The organism is Streptomyces sp. A0592, from assembly GCF_004795115.1.
Lineage (GTDB): Bacteria > Actinomycetota > Actinomycetes > Streptomycetales > Streptomycetaceae > Streptomyces > Streptomyces erythrochromogenes.
In genome coordinates this window covers 293,290-316,490 of the sequence record NZ_SSBM01000004.1, presented here as the reverse complement: position 1 = coordinate 316,490, position 23,201 = coordinate 293,290, and the positions used below count along the sequence as shown (strand labels likewise).

Below are 23,201 nucleotides of genomic sequence, written 5' to 3'. Positions count from 1 at the left end.
TACACGGATACCCTTGACCGGTGACCGACGCCCAAGAGACCGCAGCAGACCTGCGCACCACCACCGGGGGCGGCCCCCCGGACGACGTCGTTGTTCCGCCCGGTGGGGTGCCGACTCCTTTGCTGGAGCCCCGCGAGGGGATTCCGCCGGTGGTCGCCGACGCGGACGCCCTCGCCGAGGTGGTCGCGGCCTTCGCCGCGGGCACCGGCCCCGTGGCCGTCGACGCCGAACGCGCCTCCGGGTACCGCTACGGCCAGCGCGCCTACCTCGTGCAGCTGCGCCGCGAGGGTGCCGGGTCCGCCCTGATCGACCCGGTGGGCTGCCCCGACCTGTCCGCACTGGGCGAGGCCCTCTCCGGCACCGAGTGGATCCTGCACGCCGCCACCCAGGACCTGCCGTGCCTGCGCGAAATAGGCATGGTTCCCACCTCGCTGTTCGACACCGAGCTGGCGGGCCGGCTCGCCGGCTTCCCGCGGGTCGGACTCGGCGCGATGGTCGAGAGCGTTCTCGGCTTCGCCCTGGAGAAGGGCCACTCCGCCGTCGACTGGTCCACCCGCCCGCTGCCCGAGCCGTGGCTGCGCTACGCCGCCCTGGACGTGGAGCTGCTGGTGGACCTGCGGGACGCCCTGGAGAAGGAACTGGACCGGCAGGGCAAGCTGGAGTGGGCCCGCCAGGAGTTCGACGCCATCGCCGCCGCTCCCCCGGCCCCGCCGCGCAAGGACCCGTGGCGCCGTACGTCCGGCATGCACAAGGTGCGCCGCCGTCGGCAGATGGCCGTCGTACGGGAACTGTGGGAGTCCCGGGACCGGATCGCGCAGCGGCGCGACGTGTCGCCGGGCAAGGTGCTGGGCGACGCGGCGATCGTCGAGGCCGCGCTGGCCCTGCCCGCGAACGTGCACACCCTGTCGGCCCTGCCCGGCTACGGGCAGCGCATGGGCCGCCGACAGCTCGACCAGTGGATGGCCGCCGTGGACCGGGCGAAGGCGCTGCCCGAGAACGAACTGCCGCAGCCCGGCGCGACCCCGGCCGGCCCGCCCCCGCCGCGCTCCTGGGCCGACAAGGACCCGGCCGCCGCAGCCCGGCTGGCCGCGGCCCGCACCGCCGTCTCGGCGCTGGCGGAGCAGCTGAACCTGCCCCAGGAGAACCTGATCACCCCGGACACGGTCCGCCGCCTGTGCTGGGAGCCCCCGCAGCGGCTGGACGCGGACGCGGTGGCCCAGGCCCTGGCCCTGCACGGCGCCCGGCCGTGGCAGATCGAGCAGGTGACCCCGGTCCTGGTCACGGCCCTGGCGGCCACGGCCTGACCCCTTCCCGCACAGCGAAAGAGCCCCCGGCCCCCGGCCGGGGGCTCTTTCGTCGCCCGCCTCGCCGGCGCGGTCCGAGTGTGACCTTCGCCGCTCCTCCGGGAGGGGGTGTGCACATTGGTTACCCGCAAGTAGCATGGTCGGGTGAGCGGGCGCTCAGCAACGTATGCCGAACGCGCCCCCGCGCAGCAGTGCCATCCCGCACCTGGAGGAGAGCCAACGTGCCTCGTACCGTCAGGGACGTCGTCTTCGTCGACGGCGTCCGCACCCCGTTCGGCAAGGCGGGCCCGAAGGGCATCTACAACGAGACCCGCGCCGACGATCTCGTCGTGAAGGCGATCCGGGAGCTGCTGCGCCGCAACCCGGACCTGGACCCCAAGAAGATCGACGAGGTCGCCATCGCCGCGACCACGCAGATCGGCGACCAGGGCCTGACGCTGGGCCGCACGGCCGGCATCCTCGCGGGCCTCCCGCAGTCCGTCCCGGGCTACTCCATCGACCGCATGTGCGCCGGCGCGCTGACCGCCGTGACCGCCGTCGCGGGCGGTGTGGCCTTCGGTGCGTACGACGTCGCCCTCGCCGGCGGTGTCGAGCACATGGGCCGCCACCCCATGGGTGAGGGCGTCGACCCGAACCCGCGCTTCGTCTCCGAGAAGCTGGTCGACGAGTCCGCCCTGTTCATGGGCATGACCGCCGAGAACCTGCACGACCGGTACCCGACGATCACCAAGCTCCGCGCCGACGAGTACGCCGTGCGCTCGCAGGAGAAGGCCGCCAAGGCGTACGCCGACGGCAAGATCCAGCAGGACCTGGTCCCGATCTCGGTGCGCAACACCAACGAGGCCGCGGGCGAGACGGGCTGGGGCCTGGTCACCACCGACGAGCCGATGCGCCCGGGCACCACGCTGGAGAACCTGGCGAACCTGAAGACCCCGTTCCGTACGCACGGCCGGGTCACCGCGGGCAACGCCGCCGGTCTCAACGACGGTGCCACCGCCGCGATCATCGCGTCCGAGGACTTCGCCCGCGAGAACAACCTCCCGGTCAAGATGCGCCTCGTCTCGTACTCCTTCGCGGGTGTCGAGCCGGAGGTCATGGGCTACGGCCCGATCCCGGCCACCGAGAAGGCCCTGGCCCAGGCCGGCCTGACGATCGACGACATCGGTCTCTTCGAGGTCAACGAGGCCTTCGCGGTCCAGGTCCTCGCGTTCCTGGAGCACTACGGCATCGCCGACGACGACGCCCGCGTGAACCAGTACGGCGGCGCCATCGCCTTCGGCCACCCGCTGGCCTCCTCCGGCGTGCGCCTGATGACGCAGCTGGCCCGCCAGTTCGAGGAGCAGCCGCACGTCCGCTACGGCCTGACCACCATGTGTGTCGGCTTCGGCATGGGCGCCACGGTCATCTGGGAGAACCCGAACTTCAACGCCGAGGGAGACTCCAAGTGAGCACCACCGCTGAGCTCCTGAAGGGCGCGGCCGAGCTGTTCCCGGACGAGGTCGTCACGTCCGCGCACGTCCGCCACCTGGACCTGCCGTTCGGCGCCGGGCGCTTCGCGCTCATCACGCTGGACAACGGCTTCGACCACACCAAGCCGACCACCTTCGGCCCGCAGTCCCTCGCCAACCTGAACGCGGCGATCGACCAGGTCGAGCAGGAGGCCGCCGCCGGCACCATCGTCGGCGCGGGCATCACCGGCAAGCCGTTCATCTTCGCGGTCGGCGCCGACCTCAAGGGTGTCGAGCTGCTGAAGAAGCACGACGAGGCGCTCGCCATCGGCAAGGGCGGCCACGACGTCTTCAAGCGCCTCTCCGCGCTGGCCGTCCCGACCTTCGCGTACTACAACGGTGCGGCGATGGGCGGCGGCGTCGAGGTCGGTCTGCACTGCAGCTACCGCACCGTCTCGAAGGCCATCCCGGCCTTCTCGCTGCCCGAGGTCTTCCTCGGCCTGGTTCCCGGCTGGGGCGGCTGCGCCATCCTGCCGAACCTGATCGGCGCCGAGCGCGCGGTCTCGGTCATCATCGAGAACGCGCTGAACCAGAACCGCCAGCTCAAGGGCAAGCAGGTCTTCGAGCTCGGCATCGCCGACGCGATCTTCGAGGGCGCGGACTTCCTGGAGCAGTCGCTCCTGTGGACCGCGAACGTCCTGAACGGCACCACCGAGGTCGTCCGCGACGAGATCGACCGCGGCGAGGCCTGGGACGCGGCCGTCGCCAAGGGCCGCTCCATCGCGGACTCCAAGGTGCACGGCGCCGCTCCGGCCGCCTACCGCGCGCTGGACATCATCGCCGCCGCCAAGTCGGGCGACCTGCAGGCCGGCTTCGACGCCGAGGACACGGCCCTGGCCGACCTCATCATGGGCGGCGAGCTGCGCTCGGGCATCTACGCCTTCAACCTGGTCCAGAAGCGCGCCAAGCGCCCGGCCGGCGCCCCGGACAAGTCCCTGGCCCGCCCGGTCACCAAGGTCGGCGTCGTCGGCGCGGGCCTGATGGCCTCGCAGCTGGCGCTGCTGTTCCTGCGCCGCCTGGAGGTGCCGGTGGTCCTCACCGACATCGACCAGGAGCGCGTGGACAAGGGTGTGGGCTACGTCCACGCCGAGATCCAGAAGCTGCTCGGCAAGGGCCGCATCAACCAGGACAAGGCCAACCGCCTGACCGCCCTGGTGACCGGCGTCCTGGACAAGGCCGAGGGCTTCGCGGACGCGGACTTCATCATCGAGGCCGTGTTCGAGGAGATGTCCGTCAAGCAGAAGGTGTTCGCGGAGGTCGAGGCGGTCGCCCCGGCGCACGCGATCCTCGCCACCAACACCTCCTCGCTGTCGGTGTCGGAGATGGCCTCCAAGCTCCAGCACCCGGAGCGCGTGGTCGGCTTCCACTTCTTCAACCCGGTCGCGATCCTCCCGCTGCTGGAGATCGTCCGCGGTGAGCAGACCGACGACGCCTCGCTGGCCACGGCCTTCGGCGTCGCCAAGAAGCTGAAGAAGACCGCGGTCCTCACCAAGGACGCCCCGGCGTTCGTCGTGAACCGCATCCTGACCCGCTTCATGGGCGAGATCCAGAACGTCATCGACGAGGGCACCCCGGTCGCCACGGCGGAGAAGGCCATCGAGCCGCTCGGCCTGCCGATGTCCCCGCTGGTGCTGCTGGAGCTCGTGGGCCCGGCGATCGGCCTGCACGTCTCCGAGACCCTGAACCGCTCCTTCCCGGAGCGCTTCACCGTCTCCCCGAACCTCGCTGCGGTCGTCAAGGCCGGAAAGCGCGGCTTCTACGTCTACTCCGCCGAGAACGGCTTCAAGCCGGAGCTGGACCCCGAGGTCGCCGCGCTCCTGGTCCAGGGCGACTCCGTCCTGACCGAGGAGCAGGTCCGGGTGCGCGTCCTGGACGCGGTGGCGCAGGAGATCGGCCTGATGCTGGAGGAGGGTGTCGTGGCCGAGGCCCAGGACATCGACCTCTGCCTCATCACCGGTGCCGGCTGGCCCTTCCACCTGGGCGGCATCACGCCGTACCTGGACCGTGAGGGCGTCTCGGAGCGCGTGAACGGCAAGAAGTTCCTCGCCCCCGGCATCGCGAGCGTCCCGGCCTAGTCCGGGTCGCAAGCGGCTGTTCGACGGCCCGGCCCGCTCCCTCCGGGGGGCGGGCTTCGGCCGTTCGAATACCTGTCTAAGATTCACCCCCATGACGGAAACGCACGCGCGGCCCGGGCGCCGCCGACGCCGCATTCTGCGGATCACCCTGCTGCTGGTCGCCGTGCTGATCCTGGGCGCTGCCGGGGCGGGCTGGTGGACGTACAGCCACCTCAACAACAACATCGACAGCGTCGACCTGGACCGGGCGATCGGGGACAACCGGCCCGCCAAGGTGGTCGCGAACGCGCAGAACGTGCTGGTGCTCGGCTCGGACTCGCGGGCCGGGGCCAACGGGGACCTCGACCACGGCTCCGTGAGCGGCGCCCGCTCGGACACCGCGATGCTGGTGCACATACCCGAGGGCCGGGCGAAGGCCACCGCGGTGAGCATCCCCCGCGACACCCTCATCACCCGGCCCGAGTGCAAGGACCGCGACGGCAAGTCCGTTCCGTCCGCGAAGCGGGTCATGTTCAACTCCGTCTACTCGCTGGCCGGCCCGGCCTGTGTGGTCAACACCGTCGAGCAGATGTCCGGTGTGCGCGTGGACCACTTCGTCGAGGTGGACTTCGCCGGCTTCAAGGGCCTGGTGGACGCGCTGGGCGGGGTCACCGTCACCCTGGACAAGCCGATGAGCGGCGCCAAAGGCGGGCTGAAGCTCGATGCGGGCACGCACCGGCTGAACGGCACCGACTCGCTCAAGTTCGTCCGCACCCGGTACGGCTACGGCGACGGCAGCGACCTCGGGCGCATAGGCCTGCAGCAGCAGTTCATGCTGGCGATGCTGTCGGAGATCAAGAAGCAGGACGCCCTCGGCAACCCGGCGCGGCTCTACAAGCTCGCGGACGCCGGCACCAAGTCGCTGACCACGGACTCCGATCTGGCCTCGCTGACCGCGCTGTCCGACTTCGCGCAGAGCATGAAGGGCGTGAACCCGGAGACGATGGAGACCATCATGCTGCCGGTCGCCTACGACAAGGTGGACCCCAACCGCGTGGTCGTGGCCGAACCGCAGGCCACCCAGCTGTGGGACGCCCTGCGCAGGGACGAGAAGGTCCCCGCCTCCGCGAAGGACTCCCCGGCCAAGGGCTGACGGGTCCCGCGCACACGGAGCCGGCCGTACGGGTGACCCGTACGGCCGGCTCCGGCGTTCGCGCGTCTGTCGCTTTTCTCAGAACTTGGCGTCCGCGCCGACCTTGCCCAGACGGCTGTGCTGACGGCCGTAGAGGAAGTAGACGATGACGCCGATGACCATCCAGATGCCGAAGCGCAGCCAGGTCTCGGCCGGCAGGTTGAGCATCAGCCAGAGCGAGGCCGCGATCGACAGGATCGGGATGAACGGCACCCAGGGGGTGCGGAAGGAGCGGTGCAGGTCGGGGCGGGTCTTGCGGAGGACGATGACACCGAGCGCGACCACGACGAACGCGAACAGGGTGCCGATGTTGACCAGTTCCGCAAGGCTCTCCAGGCTGGTGAAGCCCGCGACGATCGCGATGATCCCGCCGAGCAGAATGGTCGCCCGGTAGGGGGTGCGGTACTTCGGGTGGGTCACGGAGAAGACCCGGGGCAGCAGTCCGTCACGGCTCATGGCGAAGAACACGCGGGTCTGGCCCAGCAGCAGGATCATGCACACGGTGATCAGGCCCACGGACGCGCCGAGACTGATCGCACCCGAGAAGAATGGCTGGTTCACCGATTTGAAGGCCTCGGCGAGTGGCGCGGTCGCGGACATCTCCGAGTACTTCTGCATGCCCGTCACCACGAGGGTCACCGCGACGTAGAGCACGGTGCAGATGATCAGCGAGCCGAGGATGCCGCGCGGCATGTCCCGCTGGGGGTTCTTGGTCTCCTCGGCCGCCGTCGCCACCACGTCGAAGCCGATGAAGGCGAAGAAGATGAGCGAGGCCGCCGTGAAGATGCCCATGACGCCGAAGTTGGTGGGTTCGTAGCCGAAGAGCAGCTGGACCAGCGGCGAGTGCCAGCCGCTGACGCCCTCGGCCTGCGGCTGGGCCGGCGGGATGAACGGCGAGTAGTTGTCGGCCTTGATGAAGAACAGGCCCGCGATGATGACCAGCAGTACGACGGTCACCTTGATGGCGACGACGACGGCGGTGATGCGGGCCGAGAGCTTCGTCCCGACGACCAGGATCCACGTCAGCGCCAGGACCAGCAGGAAGGCCAGCAGGTCGAAGTGACCGCCGGCGTCGGGGCCGGACAGGGACGTCGGCAGGGTCCAGCCGAGGTTGGTGTCCATGAGGTGGCGCACGTAGCCGGACCAGCCGACCGCGACCACCGCCGTACCGAGCGCGAACTCGAGCACCAGGTCCCAGCCGATGATCCAGGCGGGCAGCTCGCCGATGGAGGCGTAGCTGAAGGTGTACGCCGATCCGGCCACCGGCACGGTGGACGCGAACTCGGCGTAGCAGAGCGCCGCGAGGGCGCAGACGATGCCCGCTGCCACGAAGGCGAGGGCGGTGGCGGGTCCGGCGTTGTTCCGGGCCGCGATGCCCGTCAGGACGAAGATGCCGGTGCCGATGATGACACCCACACCGAACACCGTCAGGTCCCAGGCGGAGAGCGACTTCCGGAGCGCGTGTTCCGGCTCCTCCGTGTCGCGGATGGACTGCTCCACCGTCTTGGTGCGGAAGGGGCTGTTCATATCCCTACTCACCGACGCACCTCCGAAACAGGTGTGGACGCACGCGAACGGGCCGGGAGGCCCACTCCTCAAGAGTGATCTCCCGGCCCGTGACGTGCAACCGCGCGGCGATCTAGTGGCGCGTACCCGTCCTAGTCGACGGTGGCGGCCGGCTCGCTGTCGTAGCGGCCGTCGAGCTTGGCCACCAGGCCCGTGACCTGCCGGGCGATGTCCGGTGCGGTCAGGCCGATCTCCGCCAGGATCTCCTTGCGCAGGGCGTGGTCGAGGAAGCGCTGCGGGATGCCGAAGTCGCGCAGCGGTACGTCGACGCCCGCGTCCCGCAGGGCCTGCGAGACGGCGGAGCCCACGCCGCCGGTGCGGCCGTTGTCCTCGACGGTGACGACCACGCGGTGCCGGTCCGCGAGCGGGGCCAGGGCCTCGTCCACGGGCTTGACCCAGCGGGGGTCGACGACGGTGGTGGAGATGCCCTGCTTGTCGAGGAGGTCGGCGATCTCCAGGCACATCGGGGCGAGTGCGCCGACCGAGACGAGCAGTACGTCCGGACGGGTGACCTCGGGGGCCGGGGTGCGCAGCAGGTCCATGCCGCCGATGCGGCCGACGGCCGGAACGGCCGGGCCGACGACGCCCTTGGAGAACCGGACCACGGTCGGGGCGTCCTTGACCTCGACGGCCTCGCGGAGCTGGGCGCGCAGCTGCTCGGCGTCGCGCGGTGCGGCGAGGCGCAGGCCGGGGACGACCTGCAGGATGGACATGTCCCACATGCCGTTGTGGGAGGCACCGTCGTCACCGGTCACGCCGGCCCGGTCCAGGACGAAGGTGACGCCGCACTTGTGCAGGGCGACGTCCATCAGGACCTGGTCGAAGGCGCGGTTGAGGAAGGTGGCGTACACCGCGAAGACCGGGTGGACGCCGCCGGTGGCGAGGCCCGCCGCCGAGGTGGCGCCGTGCTGCTCGGCGATGCCGACGTCGTAGATGCGGTCCGGGAAGGCCTCGGCGAACTTGTTCAGGCCGACCGGGTGGAGCATGGCGGCGGTGATGCCGACGATGTCCTCGCGCTCGTGGCCGATCTTGACCATCTCGTCGGCGAAGACGGAGGTCCAGCTGGCGGCCGCGGTCTTGACCGGCAGGCCGGTGTCCGGGTGGATCACGCCGACCGCGTGGAAGCGGTCCGCCTCGTGCTCCAGGGCCGGGGTGTAGCCGCGGCCCTTCTGGGTGAGGCAGTGGACGATGACCGGACCGCTGAAGCGCTTGGCGCGCTGCAGGGCGGACTCCAGGGCCTCGATGTCGTGGCCGTCGATGGGCCCGATGTACTTCAGGCCGAGGTCCTCGAACATGCCCTGCGGGGCGATGAAGTCCTTGAGGCCCTTCTTGGCGCCGTGCAGGGTCTCGAAGAGCGGCTTGCCGACGACCGGGGTGCGCTCCAGGAGCTCCTTGCCGCGGGCCAGGAAGCGCTCGTAGCCGTCCGTGGTGCGCAGGGTGGCCAGGTGGTTGGCGAGGCCGCCGATGGTGGGGCCGTAGGAGCGCTCGTTGTCGTTGACGACGATGACGAGGGGGCGGTCCTTGGCGGCGGCGATGTTGTTCAGCGCCTCCCAGGCCATGCCTCCGGTCAGCGCGCCGTCGCCGATGACGGCGGCGACGTGGTGGTCCTCGCGGCCCAGCACCTCGTTGGCCTTGGCCAGGCCGTCGGCCCAGCCGAGCACGGTGGAGGCGTGCGAGTTCTCGATCACGTCGTGCTCGGACTCGGCGCGCGAGGGGTAGCCGGAGAGGCCGTTCTTGGTGCGCAGGCCGGCGAAGTCCTGGCGGCCCGTGAGCAGCTTGTGGACGTAGGCCTGGTGGCCGGTGTCGAAGAGGACCTTGTCCTTGGGCGATTCGAAGACCCGGTGCAGGGCGATCGTCAGTTCGACCACGCCGAGGTTGGGGCCGAGGTGCCCGCCGGTCTTGGAGACGGCGTCGACGAGGAAGGACCTGATCTCTGCCGCGAGCTGGGTCAGCTCCTCCTGGCTGAGCCGGTCCAGATCGCGCGGTCCCTTGATGCGGGTCAGCAGCACCCGTGCCTCCTTGCAGTTGCTTGCTGGTCTGTCGAGTCTAATGTTCCGTTCGCGGGCGCGGTCATCGGGCCGTCCCGGCGGAGTTACAGCTTTGTCATACATGTGCACGCCACCGCACGGCCACACATCGCATACGGGCGTATACCCGCACAGGAGTACCCGCATTTGTACGCACGGATGCCCGGCGCCACGCGAGGTGGCACCGGGCACTGTGACCGTTCTTACCGCCGCGGTGTGCTGCGGCGGGCAGTCGGGCGCGCGGTCAGGCGCGTCCGGCCGTCTTCTGGGTCTTGCGGGTGACCGAGTCGATCACCACGGTGGCCAGCAGGACCGCGCCGGTGATCATGTACTGGATCGGCGTCGCGATGCCCTCCAGGGCCAGACCGTACTGGATCGAGACGATGACCATGACGCCGAGGAGGGCGTTCCAGGTCCGGCCGCGGCCGCCGAAGAGGCTGGTGCCGCCGATGACGGCCGCCGCGATCACGTTCATCAGCAGGTCGCCGGCGCCGGCGCTCTGGTTGGCCGCCGCGATCTTGGAGGCCCAGAACAGACCGCCGATGGCGGCGAAGGTGCTGGAGATCGCGAAGACCGTGATCCGGATGCGGGTGACGTTGATGCCCGCACGGCGGGAGGCCTCGACGCTGCCGCCCAGTGCGAAAACGTTTCGCCCGAAGGTCGTGCGGCGCAGCAGGAAGTCCGTGACGACCAGGGCCAGCAGGAAGAGCACCACCGCGAGCGGCAGGCCCTTGTACTGGTTGAACAGCACGGCCGGGCCGAAGGCGCACAGCGCCAGCAGGCCGGTGCGCAGCAGGATCTCGGCGAGCGGCCGGGAGGGCATCCCGGCGGCCTCGCGGCGCCTCGCGTCGAGGAAGGCCGCGAGGAAGTAGCCGGCCACCGCGAGCGCGGCCAGCGCGTAGGCGACGGCCACGTCCGAGAAGAAGTACGTGGTCAGCTGGCCGACCACGCCGTCGGAGTCGATGTTGATCGTGCCGTTGCTGCCGAGGATCTGCAGCATCGCGCCCAGCCAGAAGAGCAGGCCCGACAGGGTGACGGCGAAGGCCGGGGCCCCGACCTTGGCGAAGAAGAAGCCGTGGATGGAGCCGATCAGGGCGCCTCCGACGATGGCCGCGAGGATGGCCAGCCATTCGTTCACGCCGTGGCTGACGGCGAGGACGGCGACGATCGCGCCCGAGACACCGCTGACCGAGCCGACCGAGAGGTCGATCTCACCGAGGAGCAGCACGAAGATGATGCCGATGGCGATCATCCCGGTGCCGGTCATCGTGATCGCGATATTGGTGAGGTTCTCCGGGGAGAGGAAGTTCGAGTTCAGCCCCTGGAAGATGGACCAGATGACGATGAGACCGATGACGACCGGGAGGGAGCCCAGGTCGCCGGCCTTCATCTTGCGCTTGAACTCGCCCCAGTAGCCGGCGAGGCCCTCTTCCCTGACGAGCAGGCGGGGGTCCACGGCCGGGATCGCGTCGTGCGCGGCCGCCGGGTTGACCGGGTCGATGTGCTCCTGCGCGGCAGGGCCCTTGTCCAGTGGATCGGTGGCAGGGTTCTGGGTGCTCACTTGCCGGCCTCCGAGGTGCGGGCCGCCCGGCGGGTCACGGCGTTGTCCGTGGCACCGGTGATGGCGGAGATGATCTCTTCCTGCGAGGTGTCGGCGACGTTGAAGACACCGTTGTTGCGGCCCAGCCGCAGGACCGCCACCTTGTCGGCGACGGCCTTCACGTCGGCCATGTTGTGGCTGATGAGGATGACGGCGTGGCCGCGCTCGCGCAGCCGTTCCACCAGGTCGAGCACCTGGGCGGTCTGCTCGACGCCGAGGGCCGCGGTGGGCTCGTCGAGGATGACGAGCTGGGGCTCGCCGAGCATGGAACGGGCGATCGCCACGGTCTGGCGCTGACCGCCCGAGAGCGAGGCGATGGGAATCCGGACGCTGGGGATCCGGATGGACAGGGTGGTCAGGAGCTCGCGGGCGCGCCGCTCCATCTCCACCTCGTCGAGGACGCCGAACTTCTTGAGCTCGCGGCCGAGGAAGAGGTTGCCGACGACGTCGATGTTGTCGCACAGCGCCAGGTCCTGGTAGACCGTCGCGATGCCCAGGTTCTGGGCGTCGTGGGGCTTGCCGATGGAGACCGGGCGCCCCTCCCACTCGATGACACCTTCATCGATGGGGTGCACGCCGGCGATCGTCTTGACCAGCGTGGACTTTCCGGCACCGTTGTCGCCGACGAGGGCGACCACTTCACCGGAGTGGATCTCGAGTTCTACGTCGGTGAGGGCCTGAACGGCGCCGAACCGCTTCGAGACCCCTCGCAACGCCAGCACGGGCGCAGCGGACACATGAACCATCTCCTTCGCCGCCTGACCGGCGGGGATGTCGTGCAAAAGAGCAGGAGCGGGACGAATAGGGGAGGAACGTTTCTGCCCGGCGCCCCGCCCGGTGGCGGGGATGGAGGGGAGGGGCGCCGGTCAGGCACGGGGGCCGCCTCACGGGGAGGCGACGGGGGCCGCTACTTCAGGCCGAGGGCGGCGCAGGCGGCCGCGTACTTGTCGGTGCAGATCTCGTCGACCGTGTAGACGCCGTCCTTGACGACGGTGTCCTTGATGTTGGCCTTGGTCAGCGAGACGACCGGGATCAGCACGGAGGGGACGCCCTTGGTGGTGGGGCTGTCGACCGTGGAGGTGGTGCCTTCGGGCTTCCCGCCCTTGGCGAGGGCGACGGCCATCTTCGCGGCGGCCTCGGCCTCGGGGGCGTACGGCTTGTAGACGCTCATGAACTGCTCACCGGCGACGATGCGCTGAACGCCGGCGAGTTCGGCGTCCTGGCCGGTGACCGGGGGCAGCGGGGAGACGCCGGCGGCCTTGAGGGCGGTGATGATGCCGCCGGCCATGCCGTCGTTGGCGGAGTAGACGCCGACGACCTTGTCCTTGCCGAGCGCGGAGAGCGCGGCCGCCATGTTGGTGTTGGCGTTCTCCGGCTTCCACTCGACGGTGTCGTACTCCTTGCCGACGTTCACCTTGCCGTCGAGCTCGGAGTGGGCGCCGGACTTGAAGAGCTTGGCGTTCGGGTCGGTGACCGAACCGTTCATCATGACGATCTGGCCGTCCTTGGCCTTGTCGCCCAGCGCCTCGAGCAGGGCCTTGCCCTGGACCTTGCCGACCTCTTCGTTGTCGAAGGAGGTGTAGGCGTCGATCGGGCCCTCGGCCAGACGGTCGTAGGAGACGACCGGGATGCCGGCGTCCTTGGCCTTCTTGACCGAGCCGGCGATGGCCTTGGAGTCCACCGCGTCGATGATCAGGACGTCCACCTTGTTGGTGATCATCGTGTCGACCTGGGAGTTCTGCGTGGTCGCGTCCTGCTTGGCGTTGGCGTAGACGACCTCGCCCTTGCCGCCGGTGAGCTCGGCGACCTTCTTCTCGATGAGCGGCTTGTCGAACTTCTCGTAACGCGCGGTCTGGTTCTCCGGCAGGAGCAGACCGACCTTGATCGCGTCGCCCTTGGCAGCGCCGGAGGACTCCTTCGTCTTGTCGCCGGCCTCCTTGGCACTGCCACAAGCGGCAAGGGAAACGGCCATGGCGCCGGCGGCAACGGCTACGGCGGCTCTGCGCATACGCGTGTTCATTACTTGAACCTCCCTGACGAGGCCGCTACGCCGCGGCCGAGGTGGATGTGAGTCAACCCCGGCCGCGTTTTGCCGTCAAGGAGTGAATTCTTAACGAGATGACAACGGTGCCATTCGTTATCTACCTGAAGGCAAGACGGCTGGAGCTCGCACTCCACTTCCATGATCTGACAAAAGTGTCGAATCGCCCATCTCGCTCAGCACGAGAGCCAGTGCGCCCAGCACCTCGGCCCGGCCGCCCAGGGACCCCGTGAGCACCGACAACTGGCGCGCCGCGCTGGGGATCGCGTACCTCCCGACTGATTCACGGATGGGGGCCAGGACGAGTTCACCCGCCTCCGCGAGCGAGCCGCCCAGCACCACCCGGCTCGGGTTCAGGAGGTTGCACAGGCTGGCCACCCCGCTGCCGATGTGGCGGCCGACGTCGGTGATCACCCGGCGGCAGCCGGGGTCGCCGTCGCGGGCCAGTTCCACCACCCGCTCCATCGTCAACTCCGGCCCGTGCGTGCCCTGGAGCAGGGGCAGGACGTACCGGGCCGCGGCGAAGGTCTCCAGGCAGCCGCGGTTGCCGCAGCGGCACACCGGGCCCGATTCGTCCAGCGTGATGTGCCCGATCTCGCCCGCCGTGCCGCCCGGGCCGCGGTAGATCTGGCCGTTGATCACCAGGCCGGCGCCGACGCCGCTGGCCACCTTGATGTAGGCCAGGTCCTTCACTCCCCGCCCGCTCCCCCAGACGAGTTCACCGAGGGCGCCGAGGTTCGCGTCGTTGTCGACGTAGACGGGCACACCGAGCCGCTGCGAGAGCTCCTGGCGCGGATTGATCCCCGCCCAGCCCGGCAGGATCGCGGTCGAGCCCAGGGTCCCGGACTCCACGTCGATGGGGCCGGGGACGCCGAGGCCGACACCGATGACCTTGTCCAGCCCGACTTCTATGCCGGCGATCAGGCGCCCGACCAGCGCTTCCGCCCGGTCGAAGCCGTCCGCCCAGGAGGCGTCGACGTCCAGCGGTTCGGACTCCTCGGCCAATACCTGGTGGGCGAGGTTGCCGACGGCCACCCGCAGGTGGGTGTGGCCGAAGTCGACGCCGATCACGATGCCCGCGTCACCGCTGAGCGACACGCTCCGTGCCCGCCGGCCGCCGGCCGAGGTGTCGGTGACCTCGACGGTCCCGCCGTCCTTCAGCTCCCGGACGATGTTGGAGACCGTGGCCGCCGACAGTCCGGTGGTACGGGCGATCTCCGCCTGGGTCAGCGACCCCGCGAGCCGCACCGCCCGTACGACCCGTTCGAGATTCGCGCGGTGCAGCGACGACTGCGATCCGGGAGTCTGCACGACTCATCCACTCCTGCCCATTAGCGACGGCAAGCCGTCGCCCCCCGGCCGGGACACGTCGCGACTTCGCTCCGAGACCCCGGCGTCTCTCCAACTTGTGAACCTTAAGTCGAGCCTTTGCGCATCCGCACGTCAAGAGGCTGACACGACACGAAACGGGCCTACCGGCCGAAAGGGGGAGGGAGCGGCCTGCCTGATCGTGTTACGGTCGCTGAGGCGCCGGTCCTCTGCGGCCTTTCCGGCCGGACCGGGCGCCTGCCATGTCAGCGCGACGCGAGGAGGTGTTCGGGATGAGTCCCGATCGAAGTCCTCGCAGCGCTCTCTCCGGCTGACCCGCCGAACGGCTGATCGGCCGACCTTTCCGTGAGTACGCACGGCAGCGGTGTCCCGCTGTTCCCGTGCGCTGCAGCGCTGCTCACGCGTTCCTCCCCTTCCGCATGACCGGACTGCTCCGTCCGGCGTGCGTCATCCATGTCCGTCGGCATCGGCGGCGGCCCGCGCGGCCGCCGTACGCCGACTCCTGATCACTCCACGTGACCGTTCGGCTTCGAGCTGCCCGGAAACGTGGAGGGAGGTATGTGCCATGACCATGCTCACCCCCCGTTCCCCGGCCAAGCTCGCGCCGCCGGGCCGGTCCCGCCGCGAGCGCAAGGCCGTCGAGCTGGAGTCCCGCACCCGGCTCGTCGGCGAGCGCCTCGCCGACATCAGCGCCGGCCCGGGCGTGCGGGCCCTGCAGTGCGTGGATGCGTCCGCGAGCGGCCTCACCCACGCCGAGGCCGCGCTGCGCCTGGAGCGCCACGGCGCCAACGTCGTCGCCCAGGAGCGGGCGCCGCGCTGGTACGTCCAGCTCGCGAAGGCCTTCCGGAACCCCTTCATCGCCGTCCTGGTCTTCCTGGCCGCCGTCATGTACTGGCAGGACCCCGCGGACCCGGGCGTCGTCATCCTCTCCGCGATGGTGGGGATCAGCGGGCTGCTGCGCTTCTGGCAGGAGTACCGCTCCGGCCGCGCCGCCGACGCCCTGGGGCAGCTGGTCACCACCACCTGCGCGGTCCAGCGCCGGGCCGGCAGCGGCTCGGCGCCGACCACCTTCGAGGTGCCCATGGACCAGGTGGTCCCGGGCGACGTGGTCAGGCTGGCCGCCGGCGACCTGATCCCGGCCGATCTGCGGCTCCTCACCGCCAAGGACCTGATGATCAGCCAGGCCGCGCTCTCCGGCGAGTCCCTGCCGGTGGCCAAGGCCGACACGCGCGCCCAGGATCCGGGCCAGCAGGCCACCACCGACCCGGTCGAGGCCGACAACCTGGCCCTGATGGGGACCTCCGTCACCTCCGGCACCGCCACCGGGGTCGTCGTCGCGACCGGTGCCGACAGCTGGTTCGGCTCGATGGCCGGCTCCCTGGTAGGCGAGCGCCCGCAGACCAACTTCGACACCGGCGTGCGCAAGGTCAGCTTCCTGCTGATCCGCTTCATGCTGGTCATGGTCCCGGTCGTCTTCGTGATCAACGGCCTGACCAAGGGCGACTGGGACGAGGCCTTCCTCTTCGGCATCGCCGTAGCCGTCGGCCTGACCCCCGAGATGCTCCCGATGGTGGTCTCCGCCAACCTGGCGCGCGGAGCCGTCGCCATGGCCAGGCACAAGGTGGTCGTCAAGCGGCTCAACGCGATCCAGAACCTGGGCGCGATGGACGTGCTGTGCACCGACAAGACCGGCACCCTCACCGAGGACCGGATCGTCCTGGACCGCTACCTGGACGTGCACGGCAACGACGATGGCGAGGTCCTGGAGTACGGCTACCTCAACGCGCACTTCCAGACCGGCCTGCGCAACCTGATGGACCAGGCGGTCATCGACCGCGCGGGCGAGGCCGAGGAGGTTGTCGTCGACGCACGGTTCTCGATGGTCGACGAGATCCCCTTCGACTTCGCCCGGCGCCGGATGTCCGTGGTCCTGGCCCGCAACACGCTCACGGGCGGTTCCGGACCCGGCGAACACGTCATGATCACCAAGGGTGCGGTCGAAGAGGTCCTGGACCTCTGCACGCACCTGACCGACCGCGGCGAGACCGTGGAGCTGACCGAGCAGCTGCGGTGGCACGTCACCCGGATCGCCGAGGACAACAACCGGCGGGGCCTGCGCGTCCTCGCCGTCGCCACCCGCACCGTCGACACCCCGCGCGACACCTACTCCGTCGCCGACGAGGACGGGCTGACCCTGGTCGGCTTCCTCGCCTTCCTCGACCCGCCGAAGGCCGACGCCGCCCGGGCCCTGGAGGCGCTGGCCGACAAGGGCATAGCGGTGAAGGTCGTCACCGGCGACAACGACCTCGTCGCCGCCCGGGTCTGCGCGGACGTCGGCATCGACGTGGGGACCGTGGTCCTCGGCCCCGAGACCGACGCCCTCGACGACACCGAACTGCGCGCGCTGGCCGCCCGTACGACGGTCTTCGCCAAGGTCAACCCGGTCCAGAAGGCCAGGATCGTCCGCGCCCTCCAGGCCGACGGGCACACCGTCGGCTTCCTCGGCGACGGCATCAACGACGCCGCCGCCCTGCGCGACGCCGACGTCGGCATCTCCGTGGACACCGCCGTCGACATCGCCAAGGAGTCCGCGGACATCATCCTGCTGGAGAAGGACCTCACCGTCCTGGAGCAGGGCGTCCTCCAGGGCCGCACCACCTTCGGCAACACGATCAAGTACATCAAGATGACGGCGTCGTCGAACTTCGGCAACGTCTTCTCGGTCCTGGTCGCGAGCGCCTTCATCCCCTTCCAGCCGATGCTCGCGATCATGCTGCTGGTCCAGAACCTGGTCTACGACATCGCCCAGCTGGCCACCCCGTGGGACCGGATGGACGAGGAGTACCTGCGCAAGCCCCGCAACTGGGACGCCAGGGGCATCGGCCGCTTCATGGTCACCATCGGCCCGATCAGCTCGATCTTCGACATCGCGATGTTCCTGATCATGTGGCACGTCTTCGCCGCCGACAGCGAGGCGAGCCAGTCCCTCTTCCAGTCGGGCTGGTTCATCGAGGGCCTGCTCTCTCAGACCCTGATCGTGCACATGATCCGCACCCGGAAGATCCCGTTCATCCAGTCCCGCGCCTCCTGGCCGGTGATGGTCATGACCGTCCTCGCGGTGCTGACCGGGCTCTGGCTGCCCTTCTCGCCGCTGGCCCCCTCGCTGGGCTTCGTCGCCCTGCCGGCGAGCTACTTCCCGTGGCTGATCGGCGTGCTGCTCGCCTACTGCACGCTCACCCAGCTCGTGAAGACCTGGTACATCCGCCGCTTCGGCACCTGGCTGTAGGAGGAGGGAGTCCGATGCTGCTCACCGAAGGGCAGATGGCCGCGCACCTGGCCGCCGCGCTCGGGCTCGGAGCGGTCATCGGCCTGGAGCGCCAGTGGCGGGCCCGCCTCGCGGGTCTGCGCACGAACGCCCTGGTCGCGGGCGGGGCCGCGCTCTTCGTGCTGCTCTCGCAGTACGGGTTCCTCAGCGCGGTGTCCGAGGTGAACCACGACGGCTCCCGGGTCGCCGCACAGATCGTGTCCGGGATCGGCTTCCTCGGCGCCGGCGTGATCATGCGCGACGGCCTCAGCGTGCGCGGGCTGAACACGGCCGCCACCCTGTGGTGCTCGGCGGCCGTCGGCTGCCTGGCCGGCGTCGGCCTGTTCGTCCTGGCCGTCTGCGGCACGGCGGGCGTGGTGGGGGCAAACCTCCTGCTGCGCCCGCTGGGCCGGCGCCTCGACCGCGAGCCGCGCGGCGGGGCCGAGGTGGCCGCCGAATACCACTTCGAGGCGGTGTGCCTGGAGGCGGAGGAGGCCCACATCCGCCACCGGCTGGTGGACGCCCTGGGCCGGCCGGGACACCAGCTGCGCTCGATCCGGAGCCAGGACGGCCCGGTGCCCGGCCGGGTGACCGTGTCCGCACTGCTGACCGCCGAGGGAGCCCAGTGCCCGGCGCTGGAGGAGGCGGTCGGCAACCTCTCGCTGGATCCGTCGGTGTCGGCGGTCAGCTGGTCGGTGGTCCCCTCGTGAGGCGGGCGCGAAGAATGAATTGAACGCGTTCAGCCCGGCTGGCACTATGGATCCAGGATTCGCCGGCCGGGCCGACACGTCTGCCCACCGGTCCGCATGGGGGGTGAGCATGCGTCAGAAACGGTCGTACGGCCGCGTGCTGGTGGTCTCGACGCTGGTGGGATGCCTGGAGGTCGTGCTGACGATCGTGGTGGTCCTGCTGTACGTGCAGACGCAGCCACCGCCGGACGAGCCCCCCGACTGGGTGACCATCGGGGGGTCCCTGATCGCGACCATGCCCCTCGTCGGCTTCATCGCGTTCATGCTGTCGCTCGTCTTCGTCGTGCCGGCGGTCGCGCTGGCGGACCTCGTCGTCCGCGGGCTCGACGCCCGCGCCGCCTGGTGGGCGACGGTGGCGGCCCCGGCGGCCGTGGCGGCCCTGCTGGCGGCTCCCGTCCTGATCTTCGCGACGTACAACGACGCGGAGACGGGTAACACACTGGCTTTCTGGGCCTCGGCCACCGCCTCGCTCTCCCTGGGGGCGGTCATCGCCCTGCCCCGGGGCGAGGGCCTCCTGCGGCGGGTCGCGCTGTGGGGCACGGCGGTGGTGGCGGGGACGGGCCTGTGCGGCGCGCTCGGGCTGGCCGTCGGCGTACTGCCCGCCTACGAGCCGCCGAGGATCGGGCCGCAGACCATGACCGGCACCTGGATCGACCACACGAGGGGAACGCTGGTCTTCACCCCGGACGGCCGGGTCACCGCCTCCGGCGTCGGCGTGCACCGCCTCGGCGACCGCCCCGGCGAGCCCTCACGGCGGTGCTCGGGCTCCGGCACCTGGTTCTACGAGCCGGGGCACGACGTGTGGTCGCAGAGGGTCCGCGTGGAGATCCCCGTCTGCCACTGGCAGGCCTGGCACGTCGACGGCACCGGGCAGGAGCCCCGGATCAGCCAGGAGGTCGGCGACCCGGGGTCCGGACTGCTGTACAAGCTGCGGAAGGCCTCGGACCGCACCTGACGCGGGGCCGCTACTTCAGCGTCGCCGAGGTCAGGCCCGCCTGGATCTGGCGCTGGAAGGAGAGGTAGACGACCAGCATCGGGATCATCGCGATGGTCACGCCGGCGAAGAGCACGGGCAGGTCGGTCTCGTAGCCCTGCTGCTGCTGGAGCTGGATCAGGCCCTGGGTGAGCAGGTAGCGCTCGGGGTCGGATCCGGTCTGGGGCTGCATCAGCACGGAGGGCAGGATGTACTGGTTCCACTGGCCCAGGACGTTGAAGATCCCGACGCTGATCAGGCCGGGCTTGGCCATCGGCACCATCACCTGGAAGAAGATCCGGGTGTCGGAGGCGCCGTCGATCACCGCGGCCTCGTGCACAGCCGTCGGCAGCGTGCGGAAGAACGAGTGCATGAAGAAGACGGTGAACGGCATCGAGTACGCCACGTACACGAGGATCAGGCCCTGGTACGTGTTCAGCATGTCGAACCGCTTGACCATGAAGAACAGCGGGACGAGCGCGAGGAAGACGGGGAACATCGCCCCGCTGACGAAGAAGTAGTAGACGAACCGGTTGCCCGGGAAGGGGTAGCGGGCCAGGACGTACGCCGCCATCGAGCCGAGCAGCATCGTCAGCGGTACCGAGAACACCATCACGATGAGGGTGTTGGCGAAGTAGTCGCCGATGCCCTTGTCCCAGGCCCGCCCGAAGGCGTCGAGGTTCCAGTTGGAGGGCCAGCTGAGCGCCGAGCCGCCGATCTGCGCGTCGGTCTTGAAGGAGCCGAGCGCCAGCCAGATCAGGGGCAGCACGATCAGTACGGCCCAGAGGACGAGGAAGCCGTGGGAGAAGACGTTGAGGACCAGGCCCTCGGAGCGTCCGGTGCTCCGTTCCCCGTCGGGGCCGGCTCCGCCGGACCGCTCCGCAGCGGATTCGCCCGGAGCCTTGATCACTGTGGTCATGACGGTCTCCCGCTCAGAACTCGATGCGCTCGCGGCGGGTGGCGCGCAGCGTGATGACGGAAAGGATCATGGTGAGGACGAGCATGACCACGCCCATGGCGCAGGCGTAGCCGCTCTTGCCGAAGTAGAGGAAGTTCCTCATCAGCACCGTGGCCATGACCTCGCTGTGATGGTCGGGGCCGCCCCCGAACTGGCCGGAGGTCATGGTCGACACCAGGACGAACATGTCCATCGCGGCGATGCCCAGATAGACCGCGGAGGTCTGTACGGAGTCCCACAGCAGGGGCAGGGTGACCCTGAAGAAGGTCTGGGCGCGGCCCGCCCCGTCGAGCAGGGCCGCTTCGTAGATGTCCTTGGGGACGGACTGCATGGCCGCGGAGAACAGCACGAGGTAGAAGCCCACGCCGTGCCAGACCACCACGAGGAGCAGGCACCACAGGACCAGCCTCGGCTCGTTCAGCCATTCGATCGGGTGCATCCGGTCGACGATGCCGAGCCGGATGAGGACGCCGTTGAGCAGGCCGCCCTCGTCGGTGCGGTACACGGCGCCGAAGAGCACCGCGAGGATGGCGAGGGAGAGCACCTGCGGGAAGAAGTAGACGATCTTGTAGAAGCGCGAGCCCGCCACGCCCTGGACACCGCCGGCCCCGCCCCGCCCGCCCGCGTTCACCATGAAGGCGAAGAAGAGGGCGAGCAGGATGGTGACCGCCGGGACGAACACCAGGAGCAGCAGGTTGTTCCAGAGGGCCCCGCGGAAGACCTCGTCCTTCATCAGGGCGGAGTAGTTGTCCACGCCGACGAAGTCGAACGTCGGGGACTGGCCCGTCCAGTTGGTGAAGGAGTAGCCGAACGTCTGTACGTACGGCCAGATGACGAAGGTCAGATACAGCGCGAGGGGTGCGAGGAGGAAACCGGCGATGAAGCCGCTCCGTCCCCTGCCCCGGACTACTTGGCTCATGGTGTCCGTCCCTGGTGTGCCGGTGACCGGTGGGGCGTGCTGTCAGCTGCGACGGTTGTTCTTGGCGCCTGGATCCTGTGCCGCCTTGTTGACCGCCGCCTGGGCCCGCTTGATCCACTCCTTCGGCTGAATCCGCTTGGCCATCAGCTCGTTGGACGCGTCCTGGATCGCCGTGTCCATCTCGCTGTACCAGTCGGGGTAAAGGTAATTGAAGGTGTTCGTTCCCGCCGCCTTGAGGGCGGTCACCGCCGACTGGGTGCCGGGCCGCAGTTTCACGCCCGGGTCCACGCCGTCCTTGACCACGGTGAGCGAGTTGGCCTGCTGGGCGAAGATGGTCGACCATTCGCGGGACAGCATCGAACGGATGAACTCCAGGCCGCCGGGCTTGTTGGCGGCCTTCTCCGGGACGATGAAGGGCTCGCCGGCGCCGGCCCGGATGGCCTCGAAGGGCAGCTTGCTGTCCGCGAGCGCCGGGACCGGCAGGAACTGCATGTCGAAGTCGTCGGGCGTCTGCTTGAGCTGCTCGTTCTCCAGCCAGGAGCCGGAGGGGATGAAGGCCGCCTTGTACTGGTTCCAGGCGGTCTGGGACTCGGTGTGGGTCAGGCCGTTCGTCCCCGGGAGGAGCAGGTCCTTCTCCACCACCTCGTAGACCGCCTCTACGGCGGCGAGGGCGGCCGGGTTGCCCTCGAAGGCGTTCGGCTCCAGGTTGTCGATCGCCTTCATGGCCTCCAGACCGCCCTTCTTGGCGATCAGGTCCATGATGACGACGTTGATGTAGTACGGGTACTTGCCCTGGTGGGCGAGGCCGCCGAGGCCGGCCTCCTTGGCCTTGGCGCAGACCGCGAGGAACTCGTCCCAGGTCTTGGGCGGCGTCCAGCCCTTCTCCTTGAAGAGCTTCCCGGAGTACCAGAATCCGTAGACGGTGTAGACGTAGTTCAGCGAGACGAACTTGCCGCCCTGCGTGCCCTGTTCGACGGTGCCCGCGATGAGCGTGTCGCGGACCTTCTTGCTCGGGTCGTCGAGGGAGGGGGCGTCCAGCACGGGGGTGAGGTCGGCGAGCTGGTTGCTCTTGAAGAGCACGTCCAGCTTGATCTTCTGGGCGCCCGAGTTGTCGACGACGTCCGGCGGGTTGCCGCCGTTGAAGCGGGTCTGGAGCTTTCCGGTGATCTCCTGGGTGCCGAGGTGGGAGCTGGTGGTGCCCCACTTCTTGTCGAAGGCGGCCTCCCAGGCCTTCGCGTAGTCGTCGCCGAAGCCGCCCTTGAAGACGACGACGTCCATCTTGCCCCCCTTCGCGACACCGAAGGGGTTCTCCTTGGACACGACCCCCTTGTCGGGGCCCTTCGTGGTGTCCTCACCGCCGGAGGCGCAGGCGGACAGGAAGCTCATCGTCGGCACGCTGATCAGGCCGAGCGCTGCGGAACGCTTGATCAGATCACGGCGGCCGAAGCCCTCACCAGTGGATCCCATGCTCATGTCCTCGCCTTCGTCAGGAGTGTGAAGGAGGCCGGAAATCGCGGCAGTTACCGTGCATGCGGGCATCACCGCAGGTCCCCCGGCATCCCCCGGCCCGGGACCGCTCATCACGCAGTGGCCCGGACGGGCACAGGTATAGTCCACTTCCGCTCGACTGAGCAAGATCGTGCACAAGGATCGTTCCCGGCTTTTCCGAGTTGAGAC

At 69.5% G+C, this 23,201-nt stretch carries 16 protein-coding genes; 7 read left to right on the top strand and 9 right to left on the bottom strand.

Annotated elements, in window-relative coordinates; all coding sequences use genetic code 11:
- The first annotated feature begins 20 nt into the window (after positions 1 to 20).
- The 4 genes from E6U81_RS08930 to E6U81_RS08915 all read left to right on the top strand — a co-directional run bounded on the left by E6U81_RS08930 (position 21) and on the right by E6U81_RS08915 (position 6,019).
- A complete protein-coding gene (locus E6U81_RS08930; RefSeq protein ID WP_136229546.1) occupies positions 21 to 1,304 on the top strand; it encodes a ribonuclease D in 1,284 nt (427 codons plus the stop codon).
- 221 nt (positions 1,305 to 1,525) lie between these two features.
- Positions 1,526 to 2,752 (top strand): acetyl-CoA C-acyltransferase, encoded by a 1,227-nt coding sequence (locus E6U81_RS08925; protein WP_136229545.1) that lies wholly within the window; start codon positions 1,526 to 1,528, stop codon positions 2,750 to 2,752.
- Positions 2,749 to 4,887, top strand: coding sequence for a 3-hydroxyacyl-CoA dehydrogenase NAD-binding domain-containing protein (locus tag E6U81_RS08920; RefSeq protein WP_136229544.1), 2,139 nt, complete (start codon positions 2,749 to 2,751; stop codon positions 4,885 to 4,887). Before E6U81_RS08925 ends, E6U81_RS08920 begins: the two co-directional genes overlap by 4 nt.
- 91 nt (positions 4,888 to 4,978) lie before the next feature.
- Positions 4,979 to 6,019, top strand: a complete 1,041-nt coding sequence (locus tag E6U81_RS08915) for an LCP family protein (RefSeq protein WP_136229543.1) — start codon at positions 4,979 to 4,981, stop codon at positions 6,017 to 6,019.
- A gap of 78 nt (positions 6,020 to 6,097) precedes the next feature.
- On the opposite strand, the gene E6U81_RS08910 is transcribed toward E6U81_RS08915, so the two are convergent.
- From E6U81_RS08910 to E6U81_RS08885, 6 genes are all read right to left on the bottom strand, one after another.
- On the bottom strand, positions 6,098 to 7,585 hold the full coding sequence (locus E6U81_RS08910) for an amino acid permease (protein WP_136229542.1): 1,488 nt from the start codon (positions 7,583 to 7,585) through the stop codon (positions 6,098 to 6,100).
- Between the two features lie 131 nt (positions 7,586 to 7,716).
- Positions 7,717 to 9,633: a 1-deoxy-D-xylulose-5-phosphate synthase gene (gene dxs / locus E6U81_RS08905; RefSeq protein WP_136229541.1), complete on the bottom strand. Its 1,917-nt coding sequence runs from the start codon at positions 9,631 to 9,633 to the stop codon at positions 7,717 to 7,719.
- A gap of 262 nt (positions 9,634 to 9,895) precedes the next feature.
- On the bottom strand, positions 9,896 to 11,152 hold the full coding sequence (locus E6U81_RS08900; protein ID WP_240803728.1) for a sugar ABC transporter permease: 1,257 nt from the start codon (positions 11,150 to 11,152) through the stop codon (positions 9,896 to 9,898).
- 56 nt (positions 11,153 to 11,208) lie between these two features.
- Entirely contained in the window at positions 11,209 to 11,997 is a 789-nt protein-coding gene (locus E6U81_RS08895; RefSeq protein WP_030847635.1) for an ATP-binding cassette domain-containing protein, read from the bottom strand.
- Positions 11,998 to 12,158: 161 nt separating this feature from the next.
- A complete protein-coding gene (locus E6U81_RS08890; RefSeq protein WP_206309881.1) occupies positions 12,159 to 13,271 on the bottom strand; it encodes a substrate-binding domain-containing protein in 1,113 nt (370 codons plus the stop codon).
- A 117-nt stretch (positions 13,272 to 13,388) separates the two neighbouring features.
- Complete coding sequence (locus tag E6U81_RS08885) at positions 13,389 to 14,603, bottom strand: ROK family transcriptional regulator (protein ID WP_031151165.1); 1,215 nt, start codon at positions 14,601 to 14,603, stop codon at positions 13,389 to 13,391.
- A gap of 583 nt (positions 14,604 to 15,186) precedes the next feature.
- Between E6U81_RS08885 and mgtA the strand changes: the two genes are divergently transcribed.
- The 3 genes from mgtA (at position 15,187) to E6U81_RS08870 (ending at position 19,629) form a co-directional block, all read left to right on the top strand.
- Positions 15,187 to 17,907, top strand: coding sequence for a magnesium-translocating P-type ATPase (mgtA, locus tag E6U81_RS08880; protein WP_136229540.1), 2,721 nt, complete (start codon positions 15,187 to 15,189; stop codon positions 17,905 to 17,907).
- Between the two features lie 14 nt (positions 17,908 to 17,921).
- A complete protein-coding gene (locus E6U81_RS41680; protein WP_276615800.1) occupies positions 17,922 to 18,635 on the top strand; it encodes an MgtC/SapB family protein in 714 nt (237 codons plus the stop codon).
- Positions 18,636 to 18,744: 109 nt separating this feature from the next.
- Positions 18,745 to 19,629, top strand: coding sequence for a hypothetical protein (locus E6U81_RS08870; protein ID WP_136229539.1), 885 nt, complete (start codon positions 18,745 to 18,747; stop codon positions 19,627 to 19,629).
- A 10-nt stretch (positions 19,630 to 19,639) separates the two neighbouring features.
- Here the strand turns inward: E6U81_RS08870 and E6U81_RS08865 are convergent, their stop codons facing one another.
- The 3 genes from E6U81_RS08865 to ngcE are packed head-to-tail and all read right to left on the bottom strand — an operon-like array spanning position 19,640 to position 22,997.
- Entirely contained in the window at positions 19,640 to 20,566 is a 927-nt protein-coding gene (locus E6U81_RS08865) for a carbohydrate ABC transporter permease (RefSeq protein WP_136229538.1), read from the bottom strand.
- Between the two features lie 13 nt (positions 20,567 to 20,579).
- Entirely contained in the window at positions 20,580 to 21,524 is a 945-nt protein-coding gene (locus tag E6U81_RS08860) for a sugar ABC transporter permease (protein WP_136229537.1), read from the bottom strand.
- Between the two features lie 42 nt (positions 21,525 to 21,566).
- Positions 21,567 to 22,997, bottom strand: a complete 1,431-nt coding sequence (gene ngcE, locus E6U81_RS08855) for an N-acetylglucosamine/diacetylchitobiose ABC transporter substrate-binding protein (protein ID WP_136229536.1) — start codon at positions 22,995 to 22,997, stop codon at positions 21,567 to 21,569.
- Between the last annotated feature and the right edge of the window lie 204 nt (positions 22,998 to 23,201).